Origin of the sequence: Cupriavidus basilensis (assembly GCF_000876015.1) — a bacterium.
In the GTDB taxonomy this organism is placed as follows: domain Bacteria; phylum Pseudomonadota; class Gammaproteobacteria; order Burkholderiales; family Burkholderiaceae; genus Cupriavidus; species Cupriavidus basilensis_B.
Genome location: NZ_BBQM01000023.1, coordinates 33125 through 54497 on the forward strand (window position 1 = coordinate 33125; position 21373 = coordinate 54497).

Here is a 21373-nt window from a genome sequence, read left to right on the forward strand (position 1 = left end):
TCCGTCTCCGTGCCGGCGCGCCTACTGGCACGCCTTCAGGTTGCAGCGGGCGCGCACCACTTCCTGCCCGTCCTTCACCTCGGAGATGAAGTACGGCGCGTCGATCTGGTGGCTGGCGCCGTACACGTCCTGCCCGGTCCAGTTCAGCACGCCGAGGATGCCCCGGTAGTCCCGGATCTGCTCCAGCGCCACGCGCACCTTGTCGGTGTCGGCGACGGTGCCGGCCTTCTGCATGGCCTGGAACAGCATGTGGGTGCCGTCGTAGAAGGCCGGGCTGAAGCCGTTCATGTTCTTCTTGTACTTGGCGGCGTAGCGCTCGCCGTAGGCCTTCACCGCGGTGTTGGCCGGGTCCACCGGCGCGTTGACCATCATTCCCTCGGCCGCCGCCTTGCCGGCGACCGCGACGATCTCCGGCGTGGACGGTCCGCCGCTGCGGATGATCAGGCCCTTGAAGCCGAGCTCGCGCGCCTGCCGCACGATCAGGCCGGCGGTGGCCGGCGAGTTGCCGTCGAGCTCGATGGCGTCCACGCCGGCGCCGATGATGCGCGTGAGCAGCGGCACCATGTCCACGCGCTGGCGGTCGAAGAACTCCTTCGACGACAGCGTGGCGCCGGCCGCGCCGTAGGCCTTTTCCAGGTCGCGGGCGATCTGCTGGCCGGTCTCGTCGTTGGGAAACAGCGCGCCGATCTTCTTCAGGTTGCGGCTTTTCACCAGCCACGTGATCTGCGGCAGCGAGGTTTCCTCGGTGGTCAGGTTGGGGCGGAAGGTGAACGGCTTGTCGGCGCCGATGGCCTTGGTGGTGAAGCCCAGCGTCATCACGATGACCTTGTTGCGCTCGGTGATCGGCGCCACCGCCAGCGCCGGCGCCGAGCCGACCGGGCCGATGATGTATTTCACCTTGTCGTCCGACACCAGCCTGTTGGTGACGGTCACGGCGTCGCTGGACTGGTACTTGTCGTCGTAGGGAATCACCTGCACCTTGTAGCGCTTGCCGGCCACGTCGAGGCCGCCCTTGGCGTTGACATCGTCCGCGGCCAGCTCCGCGCCGTACAGCAGCGCCTGGCCCCACGCCGCGCCGGCGCCGGACAAGGTCACCACGGCGCCGATCTTCAGCGTCTCCTGCGCGTGCAGCGCGCACGGCGCCAGCAACGCCGCCGACAGCAGCATCGTCATTCTTGCGTTCATTCTTGTCTCCGTCTTGTTTTTTTGAAACCGTCGCGCCGTGCCGGCGCGGGTCGGGACACATCAGCCCGGCTGCGCCGCGATCTGCGCCAGCACCGGCAGGATGTAGCGGCGGAACTGCTCCGGGTTCTCGCTCATGGGAAAGTGGCCGACCTCCTTCATCTCGACCACCCGCGCGCCGTCGATGCCGCGCGCGGTGCGGCGCGTATCGTCCGGCGAGCACGAGAAGTCGTATTCGCCGGTCAGCAGGTAGAGCGGCGTGGCGCGCGCGTCGATGTTGCCCAGCTTGCCGCGCAGGTCGGCATCGACGCGATAGAAATAGAGGTCGCCGCGAAACACGCCGGGGCCGCTCTGCATGTACTGCCACAGCGTCTCGTGGCGATAGCGCGCCGGGCTCTGCGGCGCCACCAGCCCCGACACCAGCGCCGCGCACACCTCGCCGCCGTGCACGTCGCCGCGATGCAGCCAGGCGGTGTCGTACCAGGGCTGCTGGAAATCGGCCGCCTCCAGCCCGATCAGCGCGCGGAATTCCGCGCCGTGCGCATGCGCCAGCTGCAGCACGATGCGCCCGCCGATCGAGCAGCCCATCACCACGGGTTGTTCCAGCCCGAGCGCCGCGCAGAACGCGCGGATGGTTTCCACGTAGCGCTCCGTGGTCAGCTGGTATTCGCCGTCCTGCGCGCCCTCGGGCGGATAGGACTTGCCGTGCCACGGCATGTCGAAGGCGATCACACGGTACTGGCTGGTCACGGCCTCGTCGCACAGCAGGTGGCGGAACTGGCGCGAATCCGCGCCCGCCGTGTGCAGGCACACCAGCGGAATGCCGCTGCCGCATTCCTCGAAGTAGACGCGGCAGTCCTGGCCGCCGATCTCCACGTGCAGGTAGCGGCCGACCATCGGCTCGATGAAGGCGGCGCTCATGGCAACGCTCCCCGGCGCGGCAGCGCGAGCAGGTCCTTGACGTATTGCAGGTGCGCCAGCAGCGGCTGCATGCTGCCCTCGAACTGCATGCTGCCGCGCTTGGTCAGCGCGAACAGGTCGTGCCAGCCCGCCTCGGGCACCGGCTCCCACAGCTTGCGCCACGCCTGCGCGGTGCCCCGGACCGAAAAGCGGGTCGAGCACAGCAGCGGAATGCTGCGGGTGCACTCGACCACCGCGCCGCGCTCGATGCGCAGCAGCACGGGCGCCGCTCCGATATGCACGAGGACGTCCGCCGTGAGCGTCCTGCCGCGCCGCACCAACTCCGCATGCGCGGCGGCGCCGCGCATGGCCTGCTCGAAGCGCAGGCACAATGCGGCTTCGCCGGCCGCCTCGTTCGTATCGCTTGTCTCTGCTGTCTCCACTGTCTCCGGCACCTCGGCTCCTTGGAAGAGTTGTGTCCGATACCCGCGTGGCCGCGATCGCCGCCGCCGCTCACCGCAGGTATCGACCCATCATGGAGCAGAAGATTGATAGGAACAAATTGGAATTTCCTTGCTACTATTAGCCGATGGCAATCAATATAAAATACCGCCCGATCAAGGCATTTCTGCTGGCGGTGGAGACAGGCTCGTTCACGCACGCGGCCGACCGGCTCGGCGTGACGCAACCATCGTTCACGGCGCTGATCCGCGATCTCGAAGACGTGCTGGAGGTCCGGCTGTTCGAGCGCACCACGCGCAAGATCGAGCTGACCACGGCGGGCCGCGAATTCCTCGCGCGCGTGCGCCGTCCGCTGACCGATCTCGAAGAGGCTTACCGCAGCGTGTCGGAACTGGCCGCGGTCAAGCGCGGCTCCATCGTGCTCGGCGCGCTGCCGTCCACCTCGCTGACGCTGATCCCGCCGGCGCTCGCCGCGCTCAGCGCGGCGCGGCCCTCGCTCGGCGTGCGCGTGCTCGAAGCGCACAACGACGAGCTGCTCGAGATGCTGCGCACCAACCAGATCGAGTTCGCGCTGGCCACCATGCTGGAGCCGACCAGCGACCTGACCTTCCAGCCGCTGCTGGCCGACAGCTTCTACGCCGTCTTCCCCGCGCAGCACGCGCTGTCGCGGCGCCCCGCGGTGTACTGGCGCGATCTGGAACAATACGACCTCATCCTGCTTTCGCAGGGATCGAGCGTGCGCCAGCAGTTCGACCGCGCCGTGTCCGCGTCGGCCGCCGCCTCGACCACGCACTCGCGCTACGACGTCACCCACATGACCACCGCCACCGGCCTGGTGCGGCGCGGCGTGGGCATTACCGTGCTGCCGCGGCTGGCGCTGCCCGAACTCAACATGGACGGCCTGCAGAGCAAGCCGCTGCAGGAAGCCTCGGCCCGCCGCACCATCGGCCTGCTGCACCGGCGCGACCGCTCGCTGTCGCCGGCGGCGGAAGCCTTCGCCAGCCAGTTGCGCGCGGTCATCGCCGACGTGGAGAAGACGCTGCCGCCGCTGGAAGCGGTCTCGCGCTGAGAAGCACCGCCAGACACCATCGCCGGCAGTACCCCCGGCCACCGCGATCGGCGATAATTTGCTTCCCTCCGGCCTTCCCCACGCCCTCGCTTCATGACCGATTCCACCACGCATGAAACCGCGCCCGTCGCCAAGGTGGCGGGCACGGCCGCGTTCTCCAAGTTCATGCACGTGCTGCAACTGGTGGCCGACGCGGAGGGGCCGGCCAGCATGGCCGCGCTGGTGAAGCAAAGCGGCTATCCCAAGCCCACGGTCTACCGCATCGTGGCGGCGCTGGTGGCCGAAGGCATGCTGCGCGAGGACGGGCGCGATGGCGCGCTGGTGCTCGGCCCGCGGCTGATGCAGCTGGCCAGCCGCAGTTGGTCGCGCTCGGACCTGCGCCTGGCCGCGGTGGAAGCGCTGAAGACGCTGCGCGACGTGACCGGCGAGACGGTGCACCTCGCCGTGCCCAACGGCAACACCATGATCTACATCGAGAAGCTGGAAAGCCTGGCGGCGGTGCGCATGGCCTCGCGCATCGGCGCGGCGGTGGCGCTGCATTCGACCGCGGTCGGCAAGGCCTACCTGTCGATGCTGGCGCCCGGGGAGCGGGACGCGATCCTGGCGCAGTTGCCGATGCCGCGCTACCAGCCCAACACCATGACGCAAGCCGATGCGCTGCGCCGGCAACTGGACACCTTCCGCGCGCAGGGCTGGTCGGTGGACGACGAGGAAAACGAGGCCGGCATCTATTGCTTCGGCGCGCCGGTCCTCGACACGCGCGGCCAGCCGGTGGCGGCGGTCAGCGTCAGCACGCTGCGCTTCATGCAGAAGGACGATCCGCTCGCCGCCTACGTCGAGCCGCTGCTGGCGGCCTGCCGCGAGATCGGCAGGCGCATCGCGGAGAGTCCGGCGCTGTCGTCGTCGCGCGATCTGTAGTGCGTCGCGCCTTATGCCACGAGGTAGCCGCCGTCGACCGGCAGGATCACGCCAGTGACGAAGCGCGCGGCCGGCGCGCACAGGAAGGCCACCGCGTCCGCCACGTCGTCGGGCTCGCCCCAGCGCGCCAGCGGCGTGCGCTGCAGGATCGGGCCCGCGCGCGCCGGGTCGTCCTGCAAGGCCTGCGTCAGCGGCGTGGCGATCCAGCCCGGCGCCACCGCGTTGACGCGGATGCCGTCGGCCGCGTAGGCCAGCGCCAGCGACTTGGTCAGCTGCGCCACCCCGCCCTTGCTGGCGGCGTAGCCCGGCACCAGCGCGCCGCCGAAGAAGCTCAACATCGACGCCGTGTTGACGATCACCCCGCGCCGCGCCGCCAGCCGCGAGCGCGCGGCGCCGCATACGCGCATGGTGCCGGTCAGGTTGACGTCGAGCACCTGCGCGAACACGTCCACGTCGTGCTCGTCGCCGCGGCGGATGATGCCGGCGCAGTTCACCACGATGTCGAGCGCGTCGAAGCCGGACACCAGCGCGTCCACGGCCTGCGTGTCGGTCACGTCCACCAGCCTGACCGCGACGCCGGCGTCGAGCGAGCCGTCGCCGGCGTCGATGCCGGTGGCGGTGACGTGGGCGCCGAGCCGCGCGAGGCGGTTGGCCACCGCGGCGCCGATGCCCTGGGTGGCGCCCGAGACAAGCGCGCGCTTGCCGCGAAAGAGGTCGGTCTGGAAAGTCATGGTGGCGGGAAAATCCTGCGAAGCGGAAATGGGGAAGAACAGGGAAGAACGGGGAAGGATGAAGACCGCGCGCCCGGCCAGCGCGCGCGGCCGCGCCGTCAGTGGCCGAGGCCGACCTTGGCGATCAGCGACTTGAAGTAGGCGTTGTCCTTCGCCATCGCGTTGCGGAACTCGTCCTGGTCCGCATAGGCGAAGCCCAGGTTCTGCTTGTCCATCGTCTCGCGCAGCGCGGGCTCCGCCGCGGTCCTGGCGGCCGCCGTGCGCAGCACCGCCACCACCTCGGGCGGCGTGCCGCGCGGCACGCCGATGCCGCGCCAGGTGCCGATCGACAGGTCGATGTTGCGCTCCTTGAGCGTCGGCACCGACTCGAAGCCCTTGACGCGCTGGTCCGCCATCACCGCCAATGTCTTGAGCTTGCCGGCCGCCACGTAGACCGACACCTCGGCCGGGCTGACCGTGACCGCGTCGATATGCCCGCCCAGCAGCGCCAGCACGGCCGGGTTGCCGCCCTGGAACGGGATGTGGTTGAACCTGGTGCCGGTCTTGTCCTCCAGCGCGGCGGCGGCCAGGTGCCAGATCGAGCCGTTGCCGGCATTGCCCACGCACATGGCGCCCGGATCCTTGCGCGCGGCCTCCAGGAACGCCTCCACCGTGGTGTACGGCGAATCGCTGCGCACCGTGATGGCCGACGGATCGGCGTTGAGCCGCGCGATCGGCACGAAGTTCTCGTAGGTCAGCTTGGTCAGGCCCAGGTGCGGCACGATGGTCAGGTCCGCCGTGAGCAGCGAGAGCTTGTAGCCGTCCGGGTGCGCGTTGGCCACGTCGGCCCAGCCGATCGCGCCGCTGGCGCCCGGCTTGTTGACCACCACGATGCTCTGCGGCAGGTGCTTGCGCGACGACTCCGCGAACGCGCGCGCCAGCGCGTCGGTGCCGCCGCCGGCCTGGAACGGCACCACCAGTTCCATGCCATGCGTGGGGAACGGGGTTGCCTGCGCGGTGGCCTGCGCCATCGCCGGCGCGCTGGCGACGGCGAGCAACGCGCCCGCCACGGCCAGCATGGCGCGCACGCGCATCGGGGCAAAACGGGGCTGCCTTGTCATGTTGTCTCCTCTTGTGGTCTTGTCTTGTCGCGTCTTGCTGTTGGCTGCCGCGACTGCGCATCTGGCGCGGCTTCTCCGGCCGGCTCGCTGGCCAGCTCATACTTTCCGGCGCCATGCGCCGCGCGGCACTCAGTGGATGAACTCAGCGGATGAACTGGTCCACGTACTCCGCGCCCAGGCCTACCGCCGCGAAATGCGCCTTGCACATCTCGATCTTGGTGAACACGTCCTCGTAGCCCATGCCCTTGCCCCACGGATCGGTGTAGTACATGACGCCGTTGACCTGGAAGTAGGTGATCATCTCCTCCACGTCGGGCGGCACGTACAGCGTATGGGTCTCGCCCGGCGGCTCGAAGACGTAGCTGCCCTCGGTGGCCTCCCAGTCATGCTCGAGATACCGCCAGCGACCCTTGAGCACGAAGCCGTGCACGGCCTGCGGATGACGGTGCCGGCTCAGCACGCCGGACTTGCGCACGCGCAGCAGGTTCATCCAGTAGCCCTGGCTGGCGTTCAGGCACAGCGGCCGGAACCACACGTTCTCCGCCTGCGGCACCCACAGCCGCTCGTCCGTGGGAATGGCGTGCGGCACCACGATCTCGGGCAGCGCGTGCGGCGGATTGGGATACTGGTAGGGCGTGAGGGGTTCGGTGTCGGAGGTATCTAGTGGCATCGGGGGTCCATGAGTCCATATTATGGAATTGAAACTTATAATATGGACTCATTGTAGGAAGACTCGCGGCGCGACGAACCCCGGGGTTTCCCTGAAGCGGTGGCGCGGACCGCCCTAGCCCCCGCGGACGGTCCCTGCGCCGCGACGGTATGCGAGACGCTCCGGGCGCCGTCCCGCGCCCGCCGATGCGAATGGCAAGGTCAGACCAGCAGCCAACTGAACTTGTCGGCGATCAGCGCCTTGCGGGCCTCGATGAAATCCTCGTACCGCTCCAGTTGCCAGAGCGCCGGATCGGCGGGAATCAGGTGGAGCGCGAGATAGTCCGGCGACTTGTCGGCGAACCACTCCGCGGCAAGCGCGTCGCCCTTGCCGCCCGCGCCATTCTCGGCCCGCGTCAGCAGCATGCAATTGGCCAACTGGTTGCGCGCGGCGTCGCGGTACTTCATGACCTGCCGGCCGCTCTGCTCGTTGACGACCTTGACCGCTCTCAGGCGGCTCTGCGCGAACACGTGGTCGACTTGCGGCAGGTTGTTGTCGTAGGCCGGCGCATAGGTGAACGCCGGGTACCACAAATTGAGAATGAGGTGGATGGTCTTGGAGCCATAGCCCATCTCGAAGAAACGCTCGCGGGTCAGCTCCAGGCTCCTGTTCTGCGAGCGGATCACGCCGTAGCCCTCTTCCGCGTCGAAGCGCCCCAGTTCCCGGAAGCGCTTGACCAGCGCATCCACGATGCGGTCCGACTGGCCGCTGAACGCGCCGGCCAGCAGCGTGCGCACGAGGAACACGTCCATGTGCCGCGCCTCCTTCCAGGCCTGCGGAAAATGATGGCGGACGTAGATCAGCGGAATCAGCGCGATGTAGGAAGGCAGCGCCTTGTCGCCCTGGATGTACGTCTTGCTGCGGACGAAGTCGGCCACCGCGCGAATGGAGTCGGACAACGACTCCCAGTCCGCCTCGATCGCCTCGCGCACGCCCGGCTTCCTGAACTTCGACACCTCGTACTGCGCGCCCTGGTCCAGCAGCACGAGACAGGTCTTCAGGACGAAATCGCGGTCGAAGGCAAAGCCGTAGCGGTTCAGGTCGTCCAGCAGTTCCTCCATGCGGTTGTCCGCCACGTCCCAGGTCGCGTTCAGCAGCGAGAACAGCAGGTCCGACTTCTCCAGCTTGGTGCCGCCGGAGTTGGCGCGGATGAAGACCTCGACCACGTCGTCCTCGGTATAGAGCGTGGGATTGTCGATGCTGTCCAGCTCCTGGTACGTGATCGACTCGTCCATCTTGAAGGTGCGGTCCACGAGGTCGAGGTTGTTGTCGATCCGGTCCTCCTCCTCGGCCGTCAGCTCGCGGCCCGCGCTGGCCTCGATCTCCCGGAGCAGGTCGCGCTTGCGGCGGCTGGTCATGACCAGGTCCTTGAACTTCACCCACGGAAAGGCCGACTCCCTGGCCACGCGGAAGGCGAAGCGGAACTTGATGTCGTCGGGCAGCGTCGCGGTCCCGCTGAGCACGTCGAAGCAAAGCTCCCTGCCGGCAAAGCTGCCGCACAGGCCGATGTACAGGCTCTGCAGCCGCTGCTGCCCGTCGAGGACCAGGCACTTTCTCTTCTCGTCCTCGGGCACGAAGAACGTGCTCAGCTTGAGCGAATCGGTCCAGTTGTCGATGAACTTGCGGCGGCGGATGCCGCTGGTGGTCTTCCACACCAGCAGCGTACTGATCGGGTATTCGCGCAGGATCGAGTCGAACAGGCGGCAGATCTGCTCCTCTCCCCATACGAACGGGCGCTGGATGTTCGGCAGCCAGAAGCCGCCGTCCTCGTCCGGGTTGTTGAGGTAGCCGACGATCTTGCGGATGGTTTCTTTTTGGTTTTTCATGTTTTCGGGACGTTGTTTTCCAGCCTGCCTCCCACGCGCGGAGGCCGCCGCCTGCTCTACGGCAGGCGGGAAAATTTCTTTAGCCGCCATCCCCGCGGCGGCCCGTGCGCAAGAGGGGCCGACAGGTTCGACACAGGTTCACGGGGCTCACGACGCCGCCATCGCCTCCCGCACCGCGTCGCGCGCGCACCCGGCCAGCAGTTCCGATGCCGCGCTGCGCTGCGCGCCCGCCAGGCGCGCGATCACCAGCGGCTGGCGCAGCGTCTGCTCGCGGATCGGCCGCTGCGCCACGCCGCCGGCCACGGTGGCGGGCGGCGCCTGCGTGATCAGCAGCGCCACGCCCAGCCCGTTGGCCACCATGCCGCGCGCCAGTTCCAGCGAGGCGACACGGTAGCGCACTTCCGGGTGCAACCCATATTGCCAGAACGGCGCCATCAGGAATTCGCGGCTGTGCGGCAGGTCCACCAGGATCAGCGGCTCGCGCGCCAGCGCGTGCAATGACACGCCGCCGCGCCCCCTGGCCAGCTTCGATGCCGCCGGCACCAGCCCGTAGGGTGGCAGTTCGGCCAGGCATTCGCGGTCGATCTCGGCAGGCAGGCCCACGTCATAGGTCAGCGCGAACTCGATATAGCCGCTGCGCAGGCCCTCCTCCATCTGCGCGAGGTCGCCTTCCACGAAGCGCACGGTCAGCGCCGGGTAGCGCTCGCGCGCCAGGCGCAGCAGCACCGGCAGGTAGACCGGCGCCAACGTGCTGAACACGCCGATCTGCACCTCGCCGGCGGCGCCGTCGCCGGGCCCGCCGGCCTCGAACGCGGTGGCCGCGCGCAGGATCTCGCGCGCTTCGGCCAGCTTGCGCACGCCGAAGCGCGTGAGCGTCATCCTGGCGCCGGCGTCGCGCGCGAACAACGCCGCGCCGAACAGCGTTTCCAGCTCGCGGATGGCCACCGAGACCGACGGCTGGGACACGTTGAGCTGCCGCGCCGCGGCCGTGGTGCTGCCGGTGTCGGCCGCCGCGGCGAAGTAGCGCAGCAGGCGCAAGGAGACACGCATCAAGAAATCTTATAGGTCATAGTGGATTTCAATATTTTACTTGATAGCCACGGATGCACAGAATCCACTGATCCGGGTGTCCCAGGCCGGCGCCCGCAACAAGACCAGGAGGAACGACAAGTGCAAGCCGCCTATCCAGTGCCCCATCCCGACGCGCCGCCCGGCATGCTGGCCGGCATCCGCGTGATCGATTTCTCGCGTGTGCTGGCCGGCCCGTACTGCACCGCGCTGCTGGCCGACCTCGGCGCCGAGGTCATCAAGGTCGAGCCGCCCGGCGGCGACGACTACCGCGCGATCGGCCCGTTCGCCGATGGCGAGAGCGGCCTGTTCCGCGCCATGAACCGCAACAAGCAGAGCATCGTCATCGACCTCAAGACCGAAGCCGGGCTGGCGCTGGCGCGCTCGCTGTGCGCGCGCGCCGACGTGGTGGTCGAGAATTTCCGCCCCGGCGTGGCGGACAAGCTCGGCATCGGCTACGCCACGCTGCAGGCGGACAATCCGGGGCTGGTGTACGCCAGCGTGTCGGGCTTCGGCCAGACCGGCCCGGAATCGCACCGCCCGGCTTACGACATCATCCTGCAGGCCATGTGCGGCCTGATGGACGCCACCGGCGCGCCGGACGGCCCACCCACGGTGCTGGGCGAGGCGGTCTCCGACGTGGTGAGCGGCCTCTTTGCCTCGTGGGGCATCCTCGCTGCGCTGCTGGCGCGGCAGCGCAGCGGCAAGGGCACGCACGTGGACGTCTCCATGTTCGATGCCACGCTCGGCCTGAGCGCCACGCTGGTGGCCCGCTACGCCGCCACCGGCGAGGCGCCGCGGCGCGTGGGCAACCGCCATCCCTCGTCCGCGCCGTTCGGCGCCTTCCGCGCGGCGGACGGCTTCTACGTGGTGGCGGTGCTGAACAACAAGCTGTTCCAGGCGCTGGCCGGCGCCATCGGCCAGCCCGCGCTGGCGGCCGATCCGCGCTTCGCCAACGATCCGGCGCGCTGCGCCCACGAGGCCGACCTGCGCGCCTGCATCGAGCACTGGTCCGCCACGCGCACGGTCGCGCAGGTCAACCGCGTGCTGGGCGCGGCCGGCATCCCGGTGGCGCCGATCCGCAACGTCAGGCAGGCGCTGGAAAGCGAGCTCGCCGCGCACCGCGGCCTGCTCGCCGAGGTGGCCGGCAAGCACGGCAGCCTCGCCCGCGTGCCCACCCAGCCGGTGAAGTTCTCCGGCCAGCACGCCGCGCCGTTGCGCCCCGCGCCCGCGCTCGGCCAGGATACCGACACCATCCTGCGCGCGCTCGGCCTGGGCCCGCTGCAGGTCCAGGCGCTGCGCGCCGGCGGCGCGCTCGGCCCGGACACCGCCCTCGCCCCACACGACAAACCCGAACTGGAGAACCATCATGCTTGAACGACTGGGCGTGCAGCCGGCCGACCTGGAAATGTCCGACGCCATCGGCCGCTTTGCGCGCGCCGAGCTGGCGCCGAACGCCGCCGAGGTCGACCGCGACGAAATCCCCGCCACGCGCTACGTGCCGCAACTGGCCGAACTCGGCGTGATGGGCATGAACCTGCCCGAGCGCTGGGGCGGCATCGGTGCCACGCCAGTGGCGCTGATCCTCGCGCTGGCGGAGATCGCCAGGGCCTGCGCGTCCACCTCGTCCATGGTCGGCGCGCACTATCTGGCCACGGACTCCATCCTGATCGGCGGCGACGACGAGCTGCGCGCGCGCTACCTGCCGGACGCCGCCGCCGGCACCCGGCTCGGCGCCTTCGCGCTGACCGAGCCGCGTGCCGGCTCCAATCCAGCCGACATGGCCACGCGCGCCACGCGCGAGGGCGACGGCTACCGCCTGCGCGGCGTGAAGCACTTCATCTCCAACGCCAACGCGGCGGACTTCATCGTGATCTACGCCAAGACCGACCCCTCGGCCGGCACGCGCGGCATCAGCGCCTTCGTGGTGGACCGCCGCAGCGCCGGCGTGGAAGTGGCCCCGGCGGAAAAGCTGATGGGCATCCGCGGCGCGCCCGCGCATGAGGTGGCGCTCGACTGCTTCGTGCCCGCCGCCAACCGCCTGGGCGCCGAGGGCAGCGGCTTCCGCACGGCGATGAAGGTGCTCGACAACAGCCGGCTCGACGTGGCCGCCACCAGCCTGGGCATTGCCGAGGCCGCGCTCGAAGCCGCCACCGGCTGGGCCCGGCAGCGCCACGTGGGCGGCGAGCCGCTGGCGCGCAAGCAGGGCCTGCAATGGATGGTCGCCGACATGCGCACGCGCCTGGAAGCGGCGTGGCTGCTGACGCTGCAGGCCGCGGTGCGGCGCGGGGCGGGCCAGCCATTTACCGACCACGCCTCGATGGCCAAGCTCTACGCCTCCGAGATGGTCGGCTTCGTTACCGATGCCGCGCTGCAGATCCACGGCGGCTACGGCTTCACGCGCGAGATGCCGCTGGAGCGCCTGGTGCGCGACGCGCGCATCCTGCGCATCTATGAAGGCTCGTCGGAAATCCAGCGCCTCGTGATCGCGCGCGCGGCATTCGCCTGAGCTGACCTTCCATGACGCGACCGCCGGTGGCAACGCCGCACGGCGGCGCATTCCCGTGCAGGAGACACACATGACAGCAGACCAGAACGCGCGCACTCGCGCCGCACACACGTCCGCACCCACACTGATGGAGCGCCGCTCGATCGACTATATCCCCGACGCCGAACGCCACGGCAGCCTGTCCAGCCAGTTCACGTTGTGGCTCGGCGCCAACCTGCAGGTCACGGCGGTGGTAACCGGCGCGCTGGCGGTGGTGCTGGGCGGCGACGTGTTCTGGTCCCTCGTCGGGCTGTTCGCGGGCCAGCTCGCCGGCGGCACGGTGATGGCGCTGCATGGCGCGCAGGGCCCGCGGCTCGGCCTGCCGCAGATGATCTCCAGCCGCGTGCAGTTCGGCGTGTACGGCGCCATCCTGCCGCTGGCGCTCGCATGCGTGATGTACGTCGGCTTCTCCGCCGGCGGCATGGTGCTGGCCGGGCAGGCGCTGGGCCAGTTGCTGCGCATCGCCAACGGCAGCGCCATCCTGCTCTTCGCGGCGCTGGTGGTGATGCTGGCGGCGCTGGGCTACCGCACCATCCATGCGATGGGACGCATCTCCAGCCTCGTCGGCGTGCTGGCATTCCTGTACCTGTTCGCCAGCCTGCTGCACGGCAACGACATCGGCGCGCTGCTGCAGCGGCGGCATTTCACGATGGCCTCTTTCCTGCTCGCGATGTCGCTGTCCGCTTCCTGGCAGATCGCCTACGGCCCCTACGTGGCCGACTATTCGCGCTATCTGCCGCGCGCCACACCGGCACTCGGAACCTTCCTCGCCGTCGGCGTGGGCTCGGTGGCGGGCGCGCAGATCTCCATGACGTTCGGGGTGTTCGCCGCCGCGCTGGCCGGCGACCGCTTCGCCGGGCACGAAGTGGCGTTCATCGTCGGCCTGGGCGCCAGCGGCGCGGTCGCCGCCCTGCTCTATTTCACGATTGCGCTGGGCAAGCTCACCATCACCACGCTCAACGCCTACGGCAGCGTGATGTCCGTGGCTGCCATCCTGACCGGCTTCAGCGGCCGGCGCGCCATCTCCGGGCGGGCGCGGCTATGCTGCATCCTGTTGATGGTGGGCCTCTCGACCGCGCTGGCGCTGGCCGGCGAGCGCGCCTTCCTCAGGGAGTTCTCGGCCTTCCTGCTGTTCCTGCTCGCGTTCTTCACGCCGTGGAGCGCGATCAACCTGGTCGACTACTATTTCGTCACGCGCGAGCGCTACGACGTGCCCGCCCTGTTCGACCCGGACGGGCGCTACGGGCGCTGGAACCTGGCCGGCATCGCCATCTACGCGCTTGGCGTGCTGGTGCAGTTGCCGTTCATCGCCACGCCGTTCTATACCGGCGCGCTGGTGGCGCCGCTGGGCGGCGTGGACATCTCGTGGATCATCGGGCTGGCCGTGCCGGCGGCGCTGTACTACGTGGCTTGCCGGGCCGGCATGGCGCCGGCCGCGCTGATCCTGCCCGACGAACTGGGCAGCGCAGAGCGCGCCGGCGGCTGAACGGCGCCCTCAGGCCGCCCGGGCCCGCGGCTTGCGCGCCGGCCGGGGCTCCCGCTGCCATGCCGCGATGCCGTCCAGCGTGATGCGCAGCCCTTCCTCGAACGCCGTGTCGGAAGACAGCCGCGAAAACGCCTTGCTGACGTAGCGCGCGCCGGGATATTGCAGCGCGGAGACCGAGCCGAGCTTCTTTTCGATGAACGCCTGGTGATGGGCCGGCAACTGGCGCGAGGCTTCGGCCATGCTGGCGGAGACCAGGTATTGCGCGAGCAGGTGGTAGGCCAGCGCGACCTGCTCGGCGGTGAAGCCGCCCTGCATGAACGCGGAGGTCATGCGGTTGAAGAATTCCATGCCGTAATCGATCTCGCCCGGCTCGACGTCCTGGAACAGGCGGAAGCGGTTGTGCGAGGCCACGTAGATGCTGACGCCGGGATTTTCCACCGCCACCTCGAAGCTCAGGCGCGCGATGGCTTCCACGTCGGCGCGCCAGTCGCCGGTCAGCGAGGGGATGCGCGTGAGCCGCTGGCGGTAGTAGTCGTTCAGCACGCCCGACACCAGCTGGTCCCGGCCGCCCAGGTAATAGTGGATCAGGCCCGGCGCCACGCCGAAGTCCTTCGCCAACTGGACCATCGAGATCTGGTCCAGCGGCACCGACTTGGTGAGCTGGATCGCGTGCTGGAGGATCGCCACGCGGCTGAGCATCGGCTCCGCGCCGATGGCGGAGTCCGCCTTGGACGGGCGGCCGCGGCGGCGCGGCGGGTTCGGTGCCTCCGGTGCGCCGGGCACGTTCGGCGCATTCGGCGCATTCCTCGCGGTCGGCGTCTTGTGGTCAGGCTCGGCGGCGGGCTTACGGGCAGCAGTACGGGCGGCGGGCATGGGAATCGGCAGCTCAGTGGATGCGCGGTGAACGCGCAGTGGACGTCCTCGGACGCCGGGCGCGGCGAAATTGCGCCCCTGCTAATTCTACCCGCCCGCCCCGGCGATGGCGAGTCAGGCGCCGGCTGGCTCCGGCACCGCCGCAGCGTGACCGCCCGGGCGCAGGTAGCGGCCCAGCGACAACGTCAGCACGCCGGCCGCCAGCAGCATGCACGGCAGCGCCAGCAGCGGCACGTCGTAGCTGCCGTGCCGGTCGAACCACGCGCCCAGGCCCACCGGCCCGATGACCGCGCCGAAGCCATAGCCGGAGAACGCGATGCCGAACAGCGCGCCGAACGCGCGCAGCCCGAAGTAGGAACGCACCAGATAGGAGATGAGATCGCCCTCCGCGCCGATGGTCAGGCCGATCAGCGTGGTGGCCAGCAGCAGCATCTGGTAGTCGTGCGACGCGCGCAGCAGGAAGATGCCCAGCGCGCCGCCGACGAAGAACACGCAGGCCACGAACGGCGCGTGGATGCGGTCGATCAGGATGCCGGTCAGGATGCGGCCCGCCAGCAGGCCCACGCCCACCATCGACGCGCTGCGCGCGGCATCGGCCGGGCTGAAGCCGCGGTCGGCGAACATCGCCGGCAGGTGCGGCCCGAGCGACAGCGTGGCCGACGAGGCCAGCACGAAGACCGCCCAGATCGCCCACAGGCGGTAGCTGCGCAGCGCCTGGCCGAACGATACGCCCTCGCCGGCCGGCGCCTTCGCCGTGCCCCTGCCGGGCGCCCTGCGCTCGCGCAGCAGCGCGCAGGCCGCCAGCGACAGCACGACGGAGCCGATGCCCAGCACCACATAGGCCGTGCGCCAGCCGAAGCCCGTCACCAGGTACTGCGCGGCCGCCGGCATCAGCACGGTGCCCGCGCCCAGCCCGCACATGGCGATGCCCAGCGCCAGCCCCAGGCGCCGGTCGAACCATTGCGGCAGCACCGCCAGATAGCCCAGCACCGAGGTGGCCGCGCCGAACACGCCCACCACGGCGGACAAGCCGATCCACAACGCCTTGCTGCCGTTCTGCAGCGCCATGCAGGCGGTGGCGGCGCCGAACACCAGCGCCGACACCGCGATCACGCGGCGGATGCCGAAGCGGTCCATCAGCGTGCCCACCAGCGGGCTGACCACCGCCAGCCCGAACATCGACGCCGCGTACGACAGCGACGCCTCGGAGCGGCCCCAGCCGAACTCGGTGGCCAGCGGCCGCACGAACACGCCGGCGGTGGCGTTGAACAGGGGCGCGTAGCCGGCCAGCATGCCGAGCGCGGCGCCGAAGATCACGGCGATATAGGTCCATCGGCCGGGGGCGCCGGCCGGTTGGCGGGAATGCTGCATGGTGCTTGTCTCCGTTTCGGGTGAAGCCGCCTCTGCGGGCGGCTGCGATGAGGTGATGCCGATGAAACCGTGGCCGTTATGCGAGGCCCGTTCTGCTGCCAAGGTAGGCGCCCGCATTCGGCGCCACCGCTTCGATGCCGAGCCGGCGCATCATCTGGCGCGCCGTGCAGACCGCCGTGGACGTGACCGGGATGCCGAGCGCGCGCTGCGCGGGCTCGATCGCCGGCAGCGACGGCATCTGCACGCAGGCGGAGAGCACCACCGTATCCACGCCGGCGGTGTCGAGCCGCTTGACGTCCTCCAGCAGTTGCATGGGGTCGCGCTCGCCGACCGCGAGGTTGTCGAGAATCGAGAAGTTCAGCACGTCCTTGACCTCGATGCCCTCGCTCTCCACGTACTCCACCACCGTGCGCGTGAGCGCGTCGCTATATGGCGCCAGCAGCGAGATGCGGCGCGCGCCGAAGTCCTTGAGCTCCTCCACCAGCGCGCCGGCGGAGGTCATGATGGCCGGCTGGTACGGCACGTCCTCGAGCGCGGCGAGCAGGTCTTCGACCACGCGGCGGTGATAGCCCTTGCCCATGCACATGGTGGCCACCAGGCACGCGGTGCTCATGACGTCCACGCGCGCGTCGGCCAGCTCCAGCGCGCAGCGGCCCATGTCCTGGTTCATCCGCGCCAGCTCCTCCGCCACCACGCGGTGCATGCGCACGCGGCTGGCGTGGAACGAGAAGCGCTCGGGAAGCGCCTGCATGCGGCCGGCGAAGATGGCCGGCACCTCGCGCTCCATCGTGATGTTGGAGCTGGGAACGATCTGTCCGATTCTGTATTGCATGATGTCGTGAATGTGATGCGCGCTTATGCACGCTTATGCGCCTACGCGCTTTCTGCCGCGTGGCCCGCGATGCGCTGGAAGGCGGCGAGCGCCGCGCGCAGCGAATCCGGGATCGGCGTGCCCACGCGCTCGTCCAGCCGCACGCAGATCGGCGAGAACATGGCGTCGAACACGGGCGTGCCGTCCGGCCGGCGCGCCACGCAGCGGATGTCGTAGGAGCGCGTGCGGATGGCCTCCACCCAGCACTCGATGTCGATCACGTCGTCCGGCCACAGCGTGCCGATGAACTCGAAGCGCATGCCCTTGCACGGCGTGCCCACGCCATGCACGGCACCGAGCCGCCCGGCGCCGCCGGCGAGGTGGTCGGAGAACAGGCCGACCGCGCCGAGCAGGTAGTCGGTGAAGCGGCCGGTGTAGACCACGCCGGCCGGATCGCAGTCGCCCCAGCGGACCACGCGGCGCACCACGAAGGGCTGTTCGCCGAGCACGTACTCGGTGGCGCGCATCATGGCTGCGTCGCGGCGGACCCGCCCATGCCACCCACGCCACCCACCCCGCCCGCGGCCAGCTCGGCCATCAGGTTGGGATACTGCTCGCGCAGGCGGTTGAGGTCCACGCGGCCGGTGCGCGTCATGAAGCGAAACACGAACTCGTGCGGCGTGGGCAGATCCATCCATTCGCGGATGCGCTCGTACCAGTTGTACGAGGCTTCCGACGCGCTGATCAGCTTGGCCTTCTCCGGGCGGCGCACCGCGTCGTAGCGCCGCAGCGCCGCCGGCACGTCGCCGGGGAACGCGACCACGGCGTCGGCCAGCGCGATGGCGTCCTCCATCGCGATGCGCGTGCCCGAGCCGATCGAGAAATGCGCGCTGGTCAGCGCGTCGCCGATCAGCACCTGGTTGCCGCAGTGCCAGGTCTGGTTGACGATCACCGGGAACTGGCGCCACACCGAATTGTTGGACACCAGCCTGTAGCCGCCCAGCTCGGCGGCGAAGATCCGCTCGAACAGCGCCTGGCGCGCCTCCTGCGGCATGGCCTCCATGCCGAAGTCGGTCCAGGTCTGGTGATCGCACTCGGCCACGAAGGTGCTCATGGTGTCGGAGTACGGGTAATAGTGCGCGATGAAATAACCGCCCTCGTATTTGCGGAACACCAGCGCCGGGTTGGCGAACGCCTTCTCCACGCCGTACCACGCGAAATGGTTGGTCAGGTTGCGCCGCGTGGTGCCGAAGCCCGCCTCGTTGGCCGCGCGCAGCAGCGAATTCACGCCGTCGGCGCCCACCACGAGGTCGGCATCGAGCGCGGAGAAATCCGTGATGCGCGTGTGGTAGGCAATGCGCACGCCCAGCTCGCGCGCGCGCGCCTGCAGGATCGCCAGCAGCCGGATGCGCGGAATCGCGCCGCCGCCCGCGCCCGGGCGCTTCATGGTGATGGGGTGCTCGTGGCTGACGATGGAATGCCGGTCGCTGAAGCGCATGGCCCCGGCCAGCGCGTCCACCACCGTGGGCGACGCCACCCGCAGGCTGGACAGGCCGGTGTCCGCCAGCACCACGCCGAAGCCGAAGGTGGCATCCTCCGGGTTCTGCTCGTAGATGTCGATCTCCACCGCCGCCAGGCGCTCCTTGAGCAGGATGGCAAGAAACAGCCCCGACGGGCCGCCGCCGATGATCGCGACCTTCATCACGCCCTTCATCACGCATCCTCCGGCGAAATCAGCAAGGCATCCATGTCGAACTGCTCGATGCGCCCCGCCAGGCCGCCGGTCAGCGCGCCATACCAGACCGCCGGCTTGAAGCCGAGCGCCTTGCGCCGCAGCGCGATGCGCGGGTTGCCATCGATGCGCACATAGCCATTGCCCAGCGCCGTGGTGGCGTAGCCCTCGGTGCCGCGCGCCACGTCGATCAGCGCGGCGAACTCCGGCACGTCCAGCACGTAGACCGAAGCCTTGCCGCCCGGCTGCGGCGCGGCGCCGATACGCGCGGCCTTGCGCTGCCACACGGGCTCGATGGAGCCGAAGCCCGCGCCCTCTTCCTCCAGCTCGATGGCGGCGTCGATGGTGAGCTGCGCGTCGCGCGCGTCCGCCGCGCTGAACGGGCGCACCTGCCAGGTGATCTCGATCGGGTAGCCGTTGGGGTCGTTGAAGTAGATCGACTCGATGACCTCGTGGCGGATCTGGTAGCGCAGCGCAATGCCCACCGCCTCCACGCGCTGGCGCCATTGCAGCAGCTCGGTCTCGTCGCGCACGCGCCAGGCGGTGTGGGTGGCGCGGTCCTGGTAGTGCTCGCGCACGGTCAGCCAGTCCGGCCGCTCGGTGCCGATGTAGTAGAAGAAGGCGATGGTGCTGCCGTTGCCGCTGTCGAAGAAGAAGTGCAGGAAATCGGCATGGTTGTCCGGGCCCCAGCCCTTCGCCGAGATCGCGTGCACCAGCGGCAGGCCGAGCAGGTCGCGGTAGAAGTGCACGGTCTCGCCCAGCTTCCAGGTCGGGCGCGCGGTGTGGTGCACGCCATGCAGTTGCACGGACGGCGCCGCGCCAAGGTTTTTCGCTTCTGTCATGTCACTTCCCTTCGGTTGTGGTGCTGATGGTGGTGCTTGTGGTGCCGCTGGCCGCCTCGGCCGCCAGCATTCCGACGATCCGCTCGCGCAGCAGCGCCTTGCTCAACTTGCCCGAGGCCGTGAGCGGAAACTCGCGGACGACTTCCAGCCGCTCCGGCCACTTGAACTTGGCCAGTCCGGCCTCCTGCAGGTACGCCGTGAGCTGCGCCAGCGAGAGGTCCGTGGCCGGCGGCTTGGGGATGACGAAGGCGCAGACGCGCTCGCCGTACACGCGGTCGGGCATGCCCACCACGGCGCAGGCCAGCACCAGCGGGTGCAGGTTGATGACGTTCTCCAGTTCCTCGGCGTTGATCTTCTCGCCGCCGCGGTCCACCACGTCCTTGATGCGTCCGCAGAAGAAGTAATAGCGCTTGCCCTCGACCTCGCGCGACGACATCAGGTCGCCCGAGCGGTAGAAGCCGTCCGCGGTGAAGCGCGTGACGTCCTCCTGCTCCGACTTGTAGTAGCCGCGGATGGTGTACGGGCCGCGAAACAGCGCCTCGCCCACTTCGCCGTCGGCCACCGGGTCCTCGGTGCCGGGGTGGACGATCCTGACCTCGTCGTGGGCGCAGACCGGGCTGCCGACGGAGGTATCGCGGATTTCCTGCGGATCGTCGCGGCGCGCGAACATGATCACGCCCTCGGTCATGCCGAAGATGTGGTGCGCCGGCGAGCCGGTCAGCCGCGTCAGGCCAGCGGCATTCTTCGGCGCGACGAAATTCCGGCGCGCGCGGCCCGCCGCGTCCGCGCGGGCCAGCTCCGGCGCAATGCGCGTGAGGATCGGGCCGGCCACGCCGAACCACGTCGGCTGGTAGTTGCGCACCAGCGCCTGCAGGCTTTCTTCGCCGATGTCGGGCGTCACGGTGACGGTGGCGCCAATCAGCAGGAACGGCCCGAAGAAGCAGCCCATGTTCAGGTTGTGCATGTACGGCGTGGGGAAGAACAGCACGTCCTGCGCCGTGTAGCCGTTGCAGGCGGCCACGGCCCGCATGTTGTAGAGATACTCGTTGTGAAAGCGCGGGATGATCTTGGGCACGCCGGTGGTGCCGCCCGAGAGCTGGAACACGGCGGCCTGGAACGGGTCATGCGTGACGTCCGCCAGCATGGCGCGGGCGCGTTCCAGCGGCATGCCGTCGATCAGGTCCGCCAGCAGCACGGCGCGCCCGCGGCGCTCGCCGCGCGCCTGGAGGATGTAGGCCAGGCTCGGCACCTCGGCCTGCATCTCCTCGGCAAAGGCCACGTCGTCGAACTTCGGGTCGTCGCCCTGCACGAAGTGCAGGCGCGCCGCGCACAGGTTGCCCAGGTAGCCGATCTCCAGCTTGCGGAACGCCTGCAGCGAGCACAGCGGGATGATGCCCGCCTTGAGGCAGCCGAAGAAAGCCAGCAGCAGCTCGTTGCAGTTGCCGCACTGGAACACCGCGCGGTCCAGCGGCTTCATGCCCAGCGCCAGCAGCGCCGCGCCGAGGCGGTCGGTGCGCTCGTCCAGCTCGCCATAGGTGATGTCGCCCTCCGGGCCGGCCAGCGCCACGCGGCCGGCATGCTGCCGGAACGACGCCTGGAAGCCGCCGGTGAGCGTCTCCTGCGTCAGCACGCCCTCGGCGACGTAGCGCCGCAGGCGCTGCTCGTCCGGGTATCTCACGCCCGCCAGGGGCTCGGCGGGGCGCACGGTTGAAATCTGCTGCATGTTTTGTCTACCTCGTCTGTTT

At 69.5% G+C, this 21373-nt stretch carries 20 protein-coding genes; 5 read left to right on the forward strand and 15 right to left on the reverse strand.

The features are described from left to right. Positions 1-21 precede the first annotated feature (21 nt). From KF708C_RS24945 to KF708C_RS24955, 3 genes are all read right to left on the reverse strand, one after another. Positions 22-1173: an ABC transporter substrate-binding protein gene (locus KF708C_RS24945; RefSeq protein ID WP_059413616.1), complete on the reverse strand. Its 1152-nt coding sequence runs from the start codon at positions 1171-1173 to the stop codon at positions 22-24. Positions 1174-1245: 72 nt separating this feature from the next. Next, positions 1246-2103, reverse strand: coding sequence for an alpha/beta fold hydrolase (locus tag KF708C_RS24950; RefSeq protein ID WP_059413617.1), 858 nt, complete (start codon positions 2101-2103; stop codon positions 1246-1248). Further along, entirely contained in the window at positions 2100-2525 is a 426-nt protein-coding gene (locus KF708C_RS24955) for a hypothetical protein (RefSeq protein WP_231586573.1), read from the reverse strand. Before KF708C_RS24955 ends, KF708C_RS24950 begins: the two co-directional genes overlap by 4 nt. A gap of 146 nt (positions 2526-2671) precedes the next feature. Between KF708C_RS24955 and KF708C_RS24960 the strand changes: the two genes are divergently transcribed. Both KF708C_RS24960 and KF708C_RS24965 read left to right on the forward strand, forming a co-directional pair. Continuing rightward, positions 2672-3613, forward strand: coding sequence for a LysR family transcriptional regulator (locus tag KF708C_RS24960; RefSeq protein ID WP_059413619.1), 942 nt, complete (start codon positions 2672-2674; stop codon positions 3611-3613). Between the two features lie 93 nt (positions 3614-3706). Then, the gene (locus tag KF708C_RS24965) at positions 3707-4531 is read left to right on the forward strand and encodes an IclR family transcriptional regulator (RefSeq protein WP_059413620.1); all 825 of its coding nucleotides are present in this window, start codon (positions 3707-3709) and stop codon (positions 4529-4531) included. An 11-nt stretch (positions 4532-4542) separates the two neighbouring features. Here KF708C_RS24965 and KF708C_RS24970 read toward each other — a convergent pair whose 3' ends face one another. The 5 genes from KF708C_RS24970 to KF708C_RS24990 all read right to left on the reverse strand — a co-directional run bounded on the left by KF708C_RS24970 (position 4543) and on the right by KF708C_RS24990 (position 9947). Next, a complete protein-coding gene (locus KF708C_RS24970; protein ID WP_059413621.1) occupies positions 4543-5262 on the reverse strand; it encodes an SDR family NAD(P)-dependent oxidoreductase in 720 nt (239 codons plus the stop codon). Between the two features lie 98 nt (positions 5263-5360). Next, positions 5361-6362 (reverse strand): tripartite tricarboxylate transporter substrate binding protein, encoded by a 1002-nt coding sequence (locus KF708C_RS24975; RefSeq protein ID WP_370552852.1) that lies wholly within the window; start codon positions 6360-6362, stop codon positions 5361-5363. 142 nt (positions 6363-6504) lie between these two features. Then, entirely contained in the window at positions 6505-7032 is a 528-nt protein-coding gene (locus tag KF708C_RS24980) for a 2,4'-dihydroxyacetophenone dioxygenase family protein (RefSeq protein ID WP_059413623.1), read from the reverse strand. Positions 7033-7232: 200 nt separating this feature from the next. Beyond that, positions 7233-8897: a DUF262 domain-containing protein gene (locus KF708C_RS24985; protein ID WP_020200611.1), complete on the reverse strand. Its 1665-nt coding sequence runs from the start codon at positions 8895-8897 to the stop codon at positions 7233-7235. Positions 8898-9044: 147 nt separating this feature from the next. Beyond that, on the reverse strand, positions 9045-9947 hold the full coding sequence (locus tag KF708C_RS24990; protein WP_059413624.1) for a LysR family transcriptional regulator: 903 nt from the start codon (positions 9945-9947) through the stop codon (positions 9045-9047). A gap of 165 nt (positions 9948-10112) precedes the next feature. Here KF708C_RS24990 and KF708C_RS24995 point away from each other — a divergent pair, with 165 nt between their 5' ends. From KF708C_RS24995 to KF708C_RS25005, 3 genes are all read left to right on the forward strand, one after another. Next, the gene (locus tag KF708C_RS24995; RefSeq protein WP_059413880.1) at positions 10113-11342 is read left to right on the forward strand and encodes a CaiB/BaiF CoA transferase family protein; all 1230 of its coding nucleotides are present in this window, start codon (positions 10113-10115) and stop codon (positions 11340-11342) included. After that, positions 11335-12474 (forward strand): acyl-CoA dehydrogenase family protein, encoded by a 1140-nt coding sequence (locus KF708C_RS25000; protein ID WP_020200614.1) that lies wholly within the window; start codon positions 11335-11337, stop codon positions 12472-12474. The genes KF708C_RS24995 and KF708C_RS25000 overlap by 8 nt, the downstream gene beginning before the upstream one ends. A gap of 70 nt (positions 12475-12544) precedes the next feature. Next, the gene (locus tag KF708C_RS25005; protein WP_059413625.1) at positions 12545-13999 is read left to right on the forward strand and encodes a purine-cytosine permease family protein; all 1455 of its coding nucleotides are present in this window, start codon (positions 12545-12547) and stop codon (positions 13997-13999) included. A 9-nt stretch (positions 14000-14008) separates the two neighbouring features. Here KF708C_RS25005 and KF708C_RS25010 read toward each other — a convergent pair whose 3' ends face one another. The 7 genes from KF708C_RS25010 to KF708C_RS25040 all read right to left on the reverse strand — a co-directional run bounded on the left by KF708C_RS25010 (position 14009) and on the right by KF708C_RS25040 (position 21351). Next, the gene (locus KF708C_RS25010) at positions 14009-14782 is read right to left on the reverse strand and encodes a TetR/AcrR family transcriptional regulator (RefSeq protein ID WP_059413626.1); all 774 of its coding nucleotides are present in this window, start codon (positions 14780-14782) and stop codon (positions 14009-14011) included. A 204-nt stretch (positions 14783-14986) separates the two neighbouring features. After that, positions 14987-16243 carry an MFS transporter gene (locus tag KF708C_RS25015; protein ID WP_059413627.1) on the reverse strand — a complete coding sequence of 419 codons (1257 nt, stop codon included), beginning with the start codon at positions 16241-16243 and terminating at the stop codon, positions 14987-14989. Between the two features lie 76 nt (positions 16244-16319). Continuing rightward, positions 16320-17075: a maleate cis-trans isomerase family protein gene (locus tag KF708C_RS25020; protein ID WP_020200618.1), complete on the reverse strand. Its 756-nt coding sequence runs from the start codon at positions 17073-17075 to the stop codon at positions 16320-16322. Between the two features lie 41 nt (positions 17076-17116). Next, positions 17117-17584, reverse strand: coding sequence for an acyl-CoA thioesterase (locus tag KF708C_RS25025; RefSeq protein WP_059413628.1), 468 nt, complete (start codon positions 17582-17584; stop codon positions 17117-17119). Then, entirely contained in the window at positions 17581-18756 is a 1176-nt protein-coding gene (locus tag KF708C_RS25030) for an FAD-dependent monooxygenase (RefSeq protein WP_059413882.1), read from the reverse strand. Before KF708C_RS25030 ends, KF708C_RS25025 begins: the two co-directional genes overlap by 4 nt. A gap of 11 nt (positions 18757-18767) precedes the next feature. Next, the gene (locus tag KF708C_RS25035; RefSeq protein ID WP_059413629.1) at positions 18768-19628 is read right to left on the reverse strand and encodes a VOC family protein; all 861 of its coding nucleotides are present in this window, start codon (positions 19626-19628) and stop codon (positions 18768-18770) included. A 1-nt stretch (position 19629) separates the two neighbouring features. Beyond that, entirely contained in the window at positions 19630-21351 is a 1722-nt protein-coding gene (locus tag KF708C_RS25040; protein WP_059413630.1) for an AMP-binding protein, read from the reverse strand. Positions 21352-21373 lie beyond the last annotated feature (22 nt).